We start from the raw sequence: 13149 nt of genomic DNA, 5'->3' as shown, positions 1-13149 counted from the left end.
ACGTGCGCTGTTTGCGATAAGCGAAAAGCGTACGGAGCAAGCAACTTGAAATTCCCGGTTAAGCAGGCTAGCTTGCTTAAATTGAATGGAAAATTATTTTTTATAACAGGTAACATCAGTAATGGCTCTGATCCCAAAAAACTATACGCGGCTGGAAAGTGGCTACCGTGAGAAAGCATTAAAAATCTATCCGTGGGTATGTGGACGCTGCTCACGGGAGTTTGTTTACTCCAATCTACGCGAGTTAACGGTTCACCACATCGACCACGACCATACCAATAACCCGGAAGACGGCAGTAACTGGGAGTTATTGTGTCTGTATTGCCATGACCACGAACACTCGAAGTACACAGAAGCTGACCAGTACGGCACAACTGTGGTGGCAGGGGAGGACGCGCAAAAAGATGTGGCGGCCGCAACCTATAATCCCTTTGCCGATTTAAAGTCGATGCTTAATAAAAAGAAATGAGGTTAGAAATGTCCGCCTCTGACACAAAGTAACCTATAGCGGCGGCGTTATGCCGCTGTGAACGAACAGCGGACTTATGCGTTCAGTTCACATCATTTTTTCATATACCTGTTATTCCGGGCGGAGAGGCGGCAGATGCCTTGTTGTTGACTGCTGCGTCAGTGCATCGTTTTCCACCGCGCCCAACAGAACATCAAGCAGCCCGGGGAAGCGGGCATCCAGATCTTCCCGACGCAGTGACAGTAAATTTTCGCGTCCGTAAGGACGCTGCCAGATAACGCCACTGTCTCGTAATACACGCCAGTGGTGAGTTAGCGTTGATTTGGGGATACCGCTCAGCACGGCGCTACAGGCATACTCACCACCGCCAGCCAGTACACGCACCACAGTCAGACGTAGCGGATTTCCCAAAGCCGTCAGCACATTTTCAAGACGTATTTGTTCTGTGTCAGGATGGTTAGAAAGCATCTGGTTACTCCTCGGCTTAGCAACATGCCAACACTCTACTTTAAATTTTATCAGTTGACTAATGTACGAGTACACTCATACATTAATTGTACGTATGTACTCGTACATTAGTTTCTTTGGTTTATATGGAGATTGTTTAATGGCTATTCCCTCACCGGTTTCAGGCATCCCTCGTTTACAACACTGGAGCCTTGCGCTGCTTGCGTTCGCCCAGCTTATTTATTCCCTGGATATCAATATTGTGTTTGTGGCTCTGCCAGTGATTGGCGCGGGCCTGGGATTTTCAGAGCACACGCTTCAGTGGGTGGTCAGTGCTTACACGGTATGCTGCGGAGGATTTTTACTGTTTGGTGGACGGGCTGCAGATCTGCTGGGACAGCGTCGCGTATTTATTAGTGCGTTGTGGGTTTACGCGCTCTCTTCGCTTGCTGGAGGTTTAGCATGGAGTCCTGTTGTCATCGTAATTGCGCGAGCTATACAAGGCATAGGCGCTGCAATGCTGTTTCCATCCACGCTTTCACTTATAAACAGGCTGTTTGAGGAAGGTCCCTCACGCAACAGAGCACTGGCTATATGGGGCGGCGCCGGAGCAAGCGGCCTGACGCTGGGATCGCTTGCCGGAGGTATTCTCACCAGTTTTTATGGCTGGCCGGCAGTGTTTTTCGTCAACGTTGTTCTGGCAGCTATCGCGATTTCTGCTGCTTTTTTCGTCTTACCCAAGGATAGCCTGCGCAATGAGCGCCGCCGTTTCGATTTTCCGGGCGCTTTGACAGTAACCGTGGGAGCAACCCTGTTGGTTTATGCCATGGTTCAGGGACCGGAAGACGGCTGGCTGTCAGGACATATCCTTTTATCACTGGTTCTGGCAGCTGTATTTCTGTTGACGTTTGCTGCCATTGAGTCACGCAGCCACGATCCACTGATGCCGGTACGCTTATTCAGAAACCGTAGTCTGGTCACAGGCATGGTAATTACATTCATTTATATGGGAACCTTTGGTGCTCTGCCTTATTTTCTGACAGTTATGTTTCAGAGCGTTATGGGGTACAGCGCCCTGCAAACTGGCCTGGCATTTATTATTCCTTCGCTGGCAATTTTTGCCGGGACGCAGCTCGGAGCCCGACTGGCAAATTGCCTGCCGGTGCGCACGACGTTACTGGCCGGTTTTTTGACCGGAATCGCCGGGACTCTGGCAATGGTGCCGGCAGTCTTTTCAGGCGCGTCTTATGCAGAAATACTGCCCGGGTTGGCCATTTCAGGAGCAGGCCAGGGAATTGTATGGACGGCAATGTGGATAGCTTCTGGCGCTGGCGTAAAGCATAACGAACAGGGGATCGCTTCAGGCATGGCATCCACAACGCTGAACGTGGGTAATGCTATTGGTATTGCTTTGCTGATAGCCTTATCCGGAAGTGGGGCCGAAAATCTGCAACGGGAAACCTCTGTGAGCAGCCTCGAAAATGCCATACAACTTGCTTTTTATCTGGCTGCAGCCGGACAGATGGCGGGACTTCTTGTTTCCCGTCTGTTGCCCTTCAAAGCTGCGACTGGTGTATCAGCAGAAACGACGTAACTGAAAATCAGTCTTCTTCTGTATCCGTTTCCAGATGAAAAACAGGCGTATCAAAGGCTTGCTGTCAGGCAGGTTTCACTAACGTTAATCTTCTGCGTTACCGGCTCACGCTAACGGGGAGTGAGAGGCTTAACGTGCCGATATGTGCCAGCTTGTATGTGGATGTCAGCTTCTGGCATGGGCTGCTGTAGCAGCCCTGACAAGCTCAAACTTCTATCAAGTCAAATATCTCTAACGCATCATCGACTTCAATATTGTAGTGGTTTACTGAATTTGGCCACCTGAACAGAGGTGATATGCTCACCTCAGAACATTACAGGTGCCTCAATGAAAAAAGAAATTTCAGCGCAGAGTTTAAACGCGAATCCGCTCAACTGGTCGTTGACCAGAACTACACCGTGGCAGATGCAGCCAGCGCTATGGATGTCGGCCTATCCACAATGACGCGATGGGTGAAAAAATTGCGTGATGAGCGGCAGGGAAAAACACCTAAAGCCTCTCCCATTACTCCGGAAAAAATTGAAATACGTGAGCTGAGGAAAAAACTACAACGTATTGAAATGAAAAGCGAAATATTAAAAAAGGCTACCGCGCTCTTGATGTCAGACTCCCTGAACAGTTCTCGATAATCGGGAAACTCAGAGCGCATTATCCGGTGGTCACACTCTGCCACGTGTTCGGGGTTCATCGCAGCAGCTACAAGTACTGGAAAAACCGTCCTGAAAAACCAGATGGCAGACGGGCTGTATTACGCAGCCAGGTTCTGGAACTTCATAGCGTCAGCCATGGCTCTGCTGGCGCAAGGAGTATCGCAACTATGGCAACCATGAAGGGCTTCAGGATGGGACGATGGCTCGCTGGCAGGCTCATGAAAGAACTGGGGCTGGTCAGTTGTCAGCAGCCCACCCATCGGTATAAACGCGGTGGTCCTGAACACATCGCTATCCCGAATCACCTTAAGCGGCAGTTCGCAGTGGCAGAGCCGAATCAGGTGTGGTGTGGCGATGTGACCTATATCTGGACAGGCAGGCGCTGGGCTTACCTTGCCGTTGTTCTCAACCTGTTCGCGAGAAAACCGGTGGGCCGGGCAATGTCGTTCTCACCGGACAGCAGACTGACCATCAAAGCGCTGGAGATGGCATGGGAGGCCCGGGGAAAACCAGCCGGAGTGATGTTCCATAGTGATCAGGGTAGCCATTACACAAGCAGACAGTTCCGGCAGGTACTGTGGCGTTATCGGATCAAGCAGAGTATGAGTCGGCGTGGAAACTGCTGGGATAATAGCCCAATGGAGCGCTTCTTCAGGAGTCTGAAGAACGAATGGGTACCGGTGACGGGTTACACAAGCTTCAGCGATGCAGCCTGGGCAATAAAGGACTATATCGTTTGGTATTACAGCGCGCTCAGGCCGCATGAATATAACGGTGGGTTACCACCAAATGAATCGGAAAGTCGATACTGGAAAAACTCTAAAGCGGTGGCCAGTTTTTGTTGACCACTACATCTTTGGGTTCACTAATGAAGGAACCTTGTTTGGGTACGCCCTAATTTTTGCGCATCCATCGCAAGACCTTCCGTTGTACTGCCATAAAATTTATGTATATGAGCAATATCGTGGTCATAAAATAGGCAGCAAGCTGCTGGCTGCGATTCTTGATTTTCCAAATGAAGTCGGTCTGCTTTGCTCGTCTGATTTGGTTCCTTTTTACGAATCTGCCGGGATGTACTTTAAGGGAAATTTCACTCCGCCACTATCAGACGCGGGGGTTCACAAAAACTCGCGGTATGTATGCAGGACTTTGCGTAATGAGCACTAATAATAGTGGTCAGTCTAAGAATCTGCCCATATTCATGTTGAACGATAGCGACATTGATAACATCATACAGGCTATTTTATCAGCCCAAAAGTGATCTCTATCCCCGGCATCGCCCAGGGATTTCAAAACAGATTTTTTCAAGCAGGTAACTGTTTGATTAATAAGCAATTAAAGACTTTCGTTAACCAGAGGGGCATCCTGATCAACCTCTATCCCCTCCACCAGCTCCTTTATTAGCACCCACTGTTACACACTTACGGGCTTGATCTGGTCAGGGTGTTTAGCCATATCCTCATCAAGCAGCTGCAGCATTTTTTTCATAATCAATCAGTGCGTTGATCATCACCTTCCCTCGTCGGTCATATTTCCACTTGATGAGGCCCATATTCCATCCCCTACGTACGCAGCGCCGCCATCACCGTCGGAAAAAACGCTATACGGGAACGAATAATCAAGATTCTCTTCTTCTATGCTTGGTAAGCCTTGATCTTTTCTTATGAAATTTTCTTTTTGTCTTGATGTAAGCCGATTGTTTTGGTAGACGCAGTAATATTCGAATTTATCCCATAGATCGATGGACATTATCTCATTTGAATATTTAAGAAATATTGATGAGAGAAGCCGGTAAATATCAAAATAGTTAATGCCCAAACCTTGTAACCGGCTGATTTTATCATATTCACCAGGTTCATAAAAAAGCTGAAAGGGTTGCATTAGTTCAGGTGCATTGCCCGGCTTATAGAATTGGATTTTATAATAGGAGGATCCTTCTGCTTCATCGATTGTCTCCATTAAACAGAATGATAGCCCGAAATGGCCTATACACCGACTGCCACTTTCTCTAACTGACTCTTCCTTTTTCCGCCAAAAAAAATCTTTTTCATTGTAGAAAGAGTATATTTTGTCAAAAAGAAATTTCGTTATGAATATCCGTTCAATGTAGATGCCTGAACCTTCAATTTCATCAGCAGACATACTCATCAAGTCATATCGCAAACTTGGTTTCGTGTGCTGATACTTGATTCGACCATCTCTTTTGGTAAATATTTTCATAAATCACCTGTAAAATGTTCATCCTGAGACGTAACGCTTACGTTAACAACATAAAAAACCCGCTATGCGCGGGCTTGTAATTCAATCAAGATACAGTTGCGTTACGCGGCAATCATACAGTTTTGCCAGCTTTTCAAGCGTCTTTTTTTGGGGCTTTGTACGCGTTTCCAGCTTGGCTACGCCGCTCGTAGTGATACCCAGCGCCTCCGCCACCTGCTCGCGGGTCAGGTTACGGTAGATGCGCCAGGCTACGTGCATCGGCACATTCTGTTTGCGGCGGATCATCACGACGTCATGAGGGAAAGTCTCTTCGTCGTTATCACCAGCCTCATAAGGAACAGGCTCGAAAAATTCGTCCAGCTCCGTTTCAGCCACCAGCTTTTCAAACAGCTCAATGGGAACCACCGCGCTGATTCGGTTGCCCTCGGCATCCGTTATAAATTGTATTGCGCTCATACGATTACACTCTTTGCGTTGAGTTTCAGTTTCCGGGCAATGATGGAGAGGCAGTTAGGCGGGTTTCCCCGCCTTCCTTTTACCGTTTGCTGTATGTGGTCGTTGTCCGTCTCAGCACATCGTGGATTTCGATAATCACCGGCTTACCTTTGATTATCTTATACAGTACCCGATAGTGACCGATGACCAGTTTATGCCGTTTTTCCTTGTCATCTGTCAGCTTCTCGACTTTCAGATGTTGAATGTTAGGCCACTTTTTCAGCTCTTCAATTTTCTCCGCTAAGTCGTCACCAACATCGCGGGGAAATTTGTCGAGGTTCCTAAGCGCTTTACCTTTCCAGACAAGCTCTGGCATTTGCCTCTCAATGTTTTTAAAGAACGTATCCCGGTTGGGATGGACTAAATATAATATAATTCAGTCCACAATACAAGGATCTTAGTCCATTTTATTTGGTATTTAGTCCATATGTTGCGAGATTTAGTCCTTTTGTTGCACGAACAGGCTTGGGTAGGATTCAGATAATAGCGAACGCCAGATAAAAAGCTAAAATTCAGAGGTAATTATCTGATGTATGAGGCATTTCATGGCGTTTCAAAATCCGGCGCAGAACTATTCTGAACACCGGCTAAGCTTGGGTGATCTGGTCTATCTTTCCCCACACTCAATCTATCTGATGCGCAGCGCCAGCGACTATCCTGATGCAGGTATTGTTAAAGGCTCACTGTTAGCGATTGATCGCTCCCTGACGCCGCAGCATGGGCATATCATCATAGCCATCGTAGAGGATGAACTGGTAATGCGCCGCCTGCTGCTAATTCCCTCTCCGGCACTCCAGGAACTAACTGGGGACGGTGTATTAACGCCATTGGCCGCCGATCAGGAATTACCTGTATGGGGCGTTGTGGCTTATGCTGTAACCGATCTGGCCGGTCTGGGCTTTAACCACGAATCTCAGGAATAAAAAAGCCCGCTCTAAGCGGGCTTTCATTACTAAATTCTTAGCTTGTCAGGTGAGGTCACACCCACCAGGGAAGCAAGCGGGATATTAAACATTTCGTGCAGATTGCGGATCATAGGAAGCGTCAATGGCCGCTTGTTATTCAGCACTTCATAGACGCGATTCTGACGCCCAATCGCTGGCACCAAGTCTTTAGCCGTCATCTGCATCTGTTCCATGCGAAATTTAATTGCCTCAGTCGGAGTGGGTGCTTCAATCGGATAGTGCTCTTGCTCGTATCTCTCAATAAGCAAGATCATTACTTCCAGAAAATTTCCGGCTTCGGATCCCGGCTCCGGCTCATTATCAAACAGCGGCGATACGGCAGCCAGGGCCGCCTCGTAATCTGCTTCGGTGTGAATTGGTTTAATTTGGTAAGTCATCGCATATCCACCGTGTTAGCGTCTATTTTGTCGTACTCAGCGTGAGTCCCTATAAATTTGATATAGACCGCCTGAAATTTGTAGGCTATTGCAACAATAAGGCGGTAAGTATTTCCTTTAATATTGAATACCACCCTGCTATTGTTCAGAAAATCTGCCGTGCTGTACGTCGCCTTTATGTCTTGTGGCGTTTTCCACTGAGCCTTACTGGCTTCATCTATCCAGGCCTTTAGCGGTTGCTCAGCCTGATTATGAATCTGATAAAAATTTTTGAGTGTTGCGGTCGATATGATACGCACAACCTATCCTTGATGTCCCGCTGTGGGATTAGTTTAACAGTCCCGCAGTGGGACATCAAGTTTTTAGACGCTCTTTTTGTTTGATGTATACTGTATGGATAAACAGTTAAAGGTTCGGACTAACCCATTATGTTCGCGCTCGCTGACGCCAACAACTTTTACGCATCTTGCGAAACCGTCTTCCGCCCCGATTTGAGGGGCAAACCTATCGTCGTGGTTAGTAACAATGACGGCTGCGTTATCGCCCGTAGCGCGGAGTCGAAAAAGCTCGGCGTTAAAATGGGCGATCCCCTTTTCAAGTTTGAAAATTTCTTTCGCCAGAACGGCATAACGGTGTTCAGCTCTAACTATGCGCTCTACGGAGACATGAGCAGCCGTATGATGTCCATTCTCGGCGAAATGGCACCCGACCAGGAAATATATTCAATCGATGAGTCCTTCCTTGACGCCTCCGGCATAGCCAGTTACATGCCGCGGGAAGAGTTTGGCCACCAGATGCGATCCCGTGTCCGTAAAGAAACCGGCCTGACTATTGGTGTCGGCTTTGGGCCTACCAAAACGCTCGCAAAATTAGCTAATTACTCGGCCAAAAAGTGGACGAAAACAAATGGGGTGGTTGACCTGTCCAGCCCCGTACGTCAGCGCAAACTGATGGCGCTGGTGGACGTTACAGAGGTGTGGGGCGTTGGTGGTCGCATCGCCAAGCGACTCCAGGCTATGGGCATCAAAACTGCGCTTGACCTAGCCGATAGCAATACCAGTTTGATCCGCAAAAATTTCAATGTTGTGCTGGAACGTACAGTGCGAGAACTTAACGGGGAGTCCTGTATAGCGCTTGAGGATGCGCCACCAGCAAAACAGCAGATCGTCTGTTCTAAATCTTTCGGTTAGCGCATTACCGAGCTGGAGGATATGCAGCATGCCGTTGTGACGTATGCGATGCGGGCGGCTGAAAAGCTACGCGAACAGGGGGCGAAGTGTTGACATATCAGCATTTTTATTGCGACCGGCAGGTACGGCAATGAGCCGCAGTATGCTAATACTGCCTCTCTTACGTGTGAATACCCCACCAGCGATACGGGGGATATTGTGGCGTTCGCTATGCGTGGTCTGGAAAAGATCTGGCGTGACGGCTACAGATATGCCAAAGCGGGCATAATGCTCGGAGATTTTTACCAGACTGGCGTTGCCCAGCTGAATATGCTCAGTGAACATCAACCGCGAGCAAATGCTGACGCGCTGATGTCTGCACTTGACCAGATTAATCGTTCCGGCCTGGGTAAAGTGTGGTTCACCGGTCAGGGTACGCATAACCCATGGCAGATGAAGCGGGAAATGCTTTCTCCCCGCTATACAACCTGCTTGGCTGAACTACTAGTTGTTAAGTGAATAGCTGCTAACTGATTATGGCAGACCATCTATCAGCTGATAAATTATTGAATTCTTCGTTACTCTTAGCTGCGCTGATATGACTCAACGAGGCTGCTTTAATCTCATTTTGGCAACGAGGTGCAGCATAAACAGTCCGCGAATAAATGCGCTGGAAATTGTAAGGAGGAGCTTTTAGATATCGCACCGAGTATGCTATCTGTTAGGGGGCCGTCTTCCGTGATGAGATGAAAAGCAGCGCACCGATGATAACAAAGCTGGCTCCCGAGCCAGCTTCTTAGAAACAGTATCGGAGCGATCAGGACAACGCTATCAGCTGTGTTGCTATAGCATAAACACAGCCATTATTCGAAGCGACCGACTGGTGCCGGAGCATGGATGGAAGATAGATAATATCTCCTGGCCAACAAGTGCGGACTTCATCTTCATAGAAGAAATCCAGCGCGCCTTCAATAATTAGCAGTGTTTCACTATTCTGGTGCTGGTGCCAGGCATGAGTTTTGTTTGCAGCATCGCGCTGAAACTCAATACAGCCCTGATCGGGCAGCATTCGATAAAGTAGGTCATATACAGCACTTTTATCAGAGACATCGATATGGGAAAACTCAATATTCATCTTGTTTCACTCCAGTGGTGTCAGATTGAAAGCAGGTTTGTGAATTATTTCTCTGCATTTTATGGAAAGGGCAGGCTATTTTTTTATCATCACCATCATCAAGGAAGTACTGTAACCATTCTCGATTATTAATATCACCATATTTACCTAAAAATGGCGATTTGGGGACAGCATCATAAGGCTCCAGTCTTTTAGTTACCGTAGCGAAGGCACTATTTGCTTTGCTATCTGTATCCAGAAGATCATCAAATACCCATCTTGGCTGAATGGTTAACATAAAACCTGGGCTGCGTCTGCTCAGTCTGTTTACATGTGCCGGCGTATTGCAAACTATAAACATAGGCACGCCATGAAAGCAAAACTCCCACGCAGGATCGTCCAGTTTCTCGGGTATGTCTGCTGGCCATGGCGTATTATCTAACTTGCTTAAGCCCTCTAAAATTCTCCAGAATTTTTTGCTGTACTCTTCAATACTGGTAATGGGGGATGGCCGTTCAAATACAACAAATGACGTTTGTTTACCGTAGGATTTATAATTTTCGCAAAATTCTATCAGATCATCGCGAAGCGCTTCGGCGGTAAGTTCTTCATAAAACGAAAACCTGAGCATGTCTTTTTTATAGCCATTTACACCAAAAATGCAGGGGAAAGGCCGATCCTTATTGCAAACAGTTGCATCGAAATCAGCGAAAATAATCTTCTGCCATTTAGTTAAAGAGACGCGACCATCTTTTATTTCACTGGCTGAATACATATACTCTTCCTTTCATTGAAAAAGATTACGGATTTGTTGCTCAGAAATATCTAATTCGGTATCTGAAGTTGCAACCAGAGAGACAATGCCCGGGCAATTGGAGAGGTCGATTGTCAATGGAACAGGCTGGTTATCATTTATAAAAAATTTAACGTGCTCAACGCACTTAACTGACAGCATCTGTTCTGTTAAAGCAGCCGTATCGGAGATAGTAAAGTGTTCTTTTTCATTAATCAGAAAGACAATGCGAGCTTTACTTGTCAGTCTCACAGGAGTTGTGTCAAAACTCTGAGTGAGCATATCGATAACGCTGGTTAACAAACCCGGCGAGTAACATTTTTCAAAAACCAGAGGGGCGATGCCACCGTGCAGCCTGGCACCCAGTTCTATAAGAATGGGGCCATTTTTTGTATTCATTATTTCCAGATGCGCCGGACCGAATTCAACACCAAGCACCATCACTGATTTTTTAGCATACTCAATGAGGGGTGTATAATTCGGGTCGTTAACATCCAATACTTCCAAGCTTTGATAAACGAAATGACTGCCATTATGCAAACCCTTTTTATAGCGGCATAGCGTACATACTTTAATATCTTGCCCGTCGACAACTAAATCAACAACAAACTCTTCACCGTCAAGCTTCTCTTGCACAAGATAGTATTCATTTGGCACGCCTGTGATGTTAGTTTGCTCCCAGTTGATTTGGGAGATCCAGTTAGTTGCTTCCTCTTTATTATCAAAAAATACAACACCATCGGTCAGACATGAACTATCTGGCTTAATAACATAGCCAGAATCGCTATTAATATCGCTGATGTCAGTATTTGTCTGACTTATTTTTTTAGAGGCAATATGTTTCAGGCCAGCCAGAGCCAGCTGCTGTTGCATGATACTCTTTTTTCTTCGGTAATCAGTAGTACGATAATCATTTTTAGTTACATTATAGGGAGAAGCTAATTTTTCAGCGCAATACACTCCAGTCTCTGAGCCTGGAATAATAGCCAGCAGATTATTACTATCGATTACCCCGGCAATTTCCCCGGCAGAGTACAGCGTTTTATCTACAAATCCTTCGCCGGTATACGATTGGGTAAATCTTTGAGGAATCGTTTCTGATGATAATACGCCATAACATTTAATGCCTCTTTTTTTTAATTCAGGTGCTATCAACGCGCCTGTAGAAAATGGGTCAACAATTACAACTGTGTCTTTTGGCATTTGACTTTTTTTCCTTGTTGCGATGAGAGAATGAAGATGAACATGCTGGCACCAACGAACGGAAACAGATATGCAGAAGAGTCAACCCCAAAGAACAGGCTGCTTGTCAGTATACCAAATGTCAAAGGGCCAATGGACTGGGAGAAGGTATAAATGGTCGCGCTAAATTTAGCTACGGCATTAGCTTCATGGAAATTAGTCGTTTCATCAATCATATCTTTTCGCAGGTTGATTCTGATGGTGTTAAGGGAAAAGCCAATTAAGAAACAGACCACTACAGATACCAAGGGGATACTACTCAGAGTGAAGATGGCATCGGACAAGGTTAATGTTATCGAAGGAAGCAGAAGTCGGAATTTATTTAGATTCACAAATGCCGCGAGGAACGCTCCAACTCCAGCAACGCCGCTACAGACGCCATAGTAATCAGCAGTTAAGTTTTTTACGTTTTGAAAAAGAATAGGAGTAAGGGTGTTAAACGCGCAGATATGCAGCCCGATTAACCCAATAGCAATGCTCAGGTATTTAAGCTTATTTGATAAAACTCCCTCATCATCGGCCACCTGGTGATCGCTGTGATTATCATCAGCGGCCGCTTTTTCTTTGTACAACCGATTACCAAACAAGCTGACTAGAATATCAAAAGCGCACAGCAGCATGATCAGCTGATTGTAGTCCAGCTTTGTCAGGAAGTAGCCGCTGGATAGGGCACCAAAAAAAGATCCTATTTGTACCAGAGTCTGCATCACCCGGGAGGCTCTTTGTGATGAAATATGTCCATCGAGAACCAGTTTGGCGTTACTGGATTCAAGGGTGCTTAAGGTTATCAAAGATAAGTAGCCGATACTCAGAGAGGTTATGATAAATCCGAATTTGCTATCCGAGTAATGAAGGAGGGCGGTGACCAGCAGTATCAGGTAAACAATAATGCGCCTTTTATATAAATCACTAACGGTGATAAATTTCTTAACTTTGTTAATATTGAGTTTTCTTAACAAAAAAGGTAATGCCGTACCGACAGAAAGAGTAACACCAAGAAAAAGTGGGGAAGATGTGACTTTTAATGAATTCCAGATGTTACTAAGAAGTAAAACCATATCTGAAAAATAAAGAAGAACCAGTAACGAATAAAATCGTATAACCGCAGAATTCAACATTGCAGACATCCATCTGTTTATGGCCCATATTTGCGTATAGATATTTGAACATTTGTATGCCAACTGTAAAGAAAATATTAATAATATTTAGTTATAAGGATATTCTCTTTGTGTGCCGATAAAAAAGGACGCTGACAGGAGACCACGGTCAACGGCAGAACGGTAGCAAATTCTGTTGCTACCCCCGGCTCTTTCAGTAAAAGGTAAGAACCAATATAAATAATGGTTTTATTAAACACAGCTTCTGGATCCATATTTCAACTGAAGTACACTGTCTTGCCCCCGCTTTCCGTATAGCATGACTCAAATGCGGGACTTGTCTGGAATAACTTAGCGATATGAAGATTAAAACATCTTTTATATCAGCCTATTAACTCGCTAACTGCCAATCGTTCTGAGCTTCTCCTAAGGTGTAAACATGAGCCTTATCAATGTTGGTGTTATACCCCGCGCCCTGATAGCAGTGAAAAGAGGCGTTACTCCCAACGGTGTCACG

The 13149-nt window shown here is 46.0% G+C and carries 15 protein-coding genes and 1 pseudogene; 6 read left to right on the top strand and 10 right to left on the bottom strand.

Translation table 11 applies throughout. From position 1 onward, the window contains the following. Nucleotides 1-121: 121 nt before the first annotated feature. The gene (yajD, locus tag ACQE32_RS06970) at nucleotides 122-469 is read left to right on the top strand and encodes an HNH nuclease YajD (protein WP_085072056.1); all 348 of its coding nucleotides are present in this window, start codon (nucleotides 122-124) and stop codon (nucleotides 467-469) included. 111 nt (nucleotides 470-580) lie between these two features. Here yajD and ACQE32_RS06965 read toward each other — a convergent pair whose 3' ends face one another. Beyond that, complete coding sequence (locus tag ACQE32_RS06965) at nucleotides 581-937, bottom strand: ArsR/SmtB family transcription factor (protein WP_426972976.1); 357 nt, start codon at nucleotides 935-937, stop codon at nucleotides 581-583. 139 nt (nucleotides 938-1076) lie between these two features. On the opposite strand from ACQE32_RS06965, the gene ACQE32_RS06960 reads away from it, so the two are divergent. The 3 genes from ACQE32_RS06960 (at nucleotide 1077) to ACQE32_RS06950 (ending at nucleotide 4327) form a co-directional block, all read left to right on the top strand. Beyond that, nucleotides 1077-2510 carry an MFS transporter gene (locus tag ACQE32_RS06960; protein WP_427021548.1) on the top strand — a complete coding sequence of 478 codons (1434 nt, stop codon included), beginning with the start codon at nucleotides 1077-1079 and terminating at the stop codon, nucleotides 2508-2510. Between the two features lie 296 nt (nucleotides 2511-2806). Further along, nucleotides 2807-4005, top strand: a protein-coding gene (locus ACQE32_RS06955) for an IS3 family transposase (RefSeq protein ID WP_427021547.1) whose coding sequence is annotated in 2 segments (ribosomal slippage) — nucleotides 2807-3095 and nucleotides 3095-4005 — 1200 coding nt in all. Because the reading frame shifts where the segments join, the coding sequence is not laid out codon by codon here. Further along, nucleotides 3923-4327 (top strand): GNAT family N-acetyltransferase, encoded by a 405-nt coding sequence (locus ACQE32_RS06950; RefSeq protein WP_427021546.1) that lies wholly within the window; start codon nucleotides 3923-3925, stop codon nucleotides 4325-4327. The genes ACQE32_RS06955 and ACQE32_RS06950 overlap by 83 nt, the downstream gene beginning before the upstream one ends. 342 nt (nucleotides 4328-4669) lie before the next feature. Here ACQE32_RS06950 and ACQE32_RS06945 read toward each other — a convergent pair whose 3' ends face one another. The 3 genes from ACQE32_RS06945 to ACQE32_RS06935 form a co-directional block, all read right to left on the bottom strand. After that, a complete protein-coding gene (locus ACQE32_RS06945) occupies nucleotides 4670-5380 on the bottom strand; it encodes a hypothetical protein (RefSeq protein ID WP_427021545.1) in 711 nt (236 codons plus the stop codon). A gap of 81 nt (nucleotides 5381-5461) precedes the next feature. Beyond that, on the bottom strand, nucleotides 5462-5836 hold the full coding sequence (locus ACQE32_RS06940; protein ID WP_427021544.1) for a helix-turn-helix domain-containing protein: 375 nt from the start codon (nucleotides 5834-5836) through the stop codon (nucleotides 5462-5464). A gap of 79 nt (nucleotides 5837-5915) precedes the next feature. Then, nucleotides 5916-6191, bottom strand: a complete 276-nt coding sequence (locus tag ACQE32_RS06935; RefSeq protein ID WP_427021543.1) for a type II toxin-antitoxin system RelE family toxin — start codon at nucleotides 6189-6191, stop codon at nucleotides 5916-5918. A gap of 229 nt (nucleotides 6192-6420) precedes the next feature. Between ACQE32_RS06935 and ACQE32_RS06930 the strand changes: the two genes are divergently transcribed. Continuing rightward, nucleotides 6421-6798 carry a peptidase gene (locus tag ACQE32_RS06930; protein WP_427021542.1) on the top strand — a complete coding sequence of 126 codons (378 nt, stop codon included), beginning with the start codon at nucleotides 6421-6423 and terminating at the stop codon, nucleotides 6796-6798. Between the two features lie 29 nt (nucleotides 6799-6827). Here the strand turns inward: ACQE32_RS06930 and ACQE32_RS06925 are convergent, their stop codons facing one another. Then, nucleotides 6828-7217 carry a helix-turn-helix domain-containing protein gene (locus tag ACQE32_RS06925; RefSeq protein ID WP_427021541.1) on the bottom strand — a complete coding sequence of 130 codons (390 nt, stop codon included), beginning with the start codon at nucleotides 7215-7217 and terminating at the stop codon, nucleotides 6828-6830. Further along, a complete protein-coding gene (locus tag ACQE32_RS06920) occupies nucleotides 7214-7516 on the bottom strand; it encodes a type II toxin-antitoxin system HigB family toxin (RefSeq protein ID WP_427021540.1) in 303 nt (100 codons plus the stop codon). Before ACQE32_RS06920 ends, ACQE32_RS06925 begins: the two co-directional genes overlap by 4 nt. Nucleotides 7517-7645: 129 nt before the next feature. On the opposite strand from ACQE32_RS06920, the pseudogene umuC reads away from it, so the two are divergent. After that, nucleotides 7646-8905: pseudogene (umuC, locus tag ACQE32_RS06915) on the top strand (translesion error-prone DNA polymerase V subunit UmuC). A 298-nt stretch (nucleotides 8906-9203) separates the two neighbouring features. Here umuC and ACQE32_RS06910 read toward each other — a convergent pair. Genes ACQE32_RS06910 through ACQE32_RS06895 form a run of 4 tightly spaced genes read right to left on the bottom strand, consistent with a single transcriptional unit; the run spans nucleotide 9204 to nucleotide 12653 of the window. Next, nucleotides 9204-9521, bottom strand: a complete 318-nt coding sequence (locus ACQE32_RS06910; protein WP_427021539.1) for a cupin domain-containing protein — start codon at nucleotides 9519-9521, stop codon at nucleotides 9204-9206. Then, nucleotides 9511-10275 (bottom strand): YqcI/YcgG family protein, encoded by a 765-nt coding sequence (locus tag ACQE32_RS06905; RefSeq protein WP_427021538.1) that lies wholly within the window; start codon nucleotides 10273-10275, stop codon nucleotides 9511-9513. The genes ACQE32_RS06910 and ACQE32_RS06905 overlap by 11 nt, the downstream gene beginning before the upstream one ends. A gap of 12 nt (nucleotides 10276-10287) precedes the next feature. Then, nucleotides 10288-11496, bottom strand: a complete 1209-nt coding sequence (locus ACQE32_RS06900; RefSeq protein ID WP_427021537.1) for an ATP-grasp domain-containing protein — start codon at nucleotides 11494-11496, stop codon at nucleotides 10288-10290. Continuing rightward, a complete protein-coding gene (locus ACQE32_RS06895) occupies nucleotides 11475-12653 on the bottom strand; it encodes a hypothetical protein (protein ID WP_427021536.1) in 1179 nt (392 codons plus the stop codon). Before ACQE32_RS06895 ends, ACQE32_RS06900 begins: the two co-directional genes overlap by 22 nt. Nucleotides 12654-13149 lie beyond the last annotated feature (496 nt).

Source organism: Pantoea sp. FN0302 (assembly GCF_050113775.1).
Classification (GTDB): domain Bacteria; phylum Pseudomonadota; class Gammaproteobacteria; order Enterobacterales; family Enterobacteriaceae; genus Mixta; species Mixta alhagi.
The sequence above is the reverse complement of the archived record's forward strand: the minus strand, read 5'-3'. Positions and strand labels throughout refer to the sequence as shown.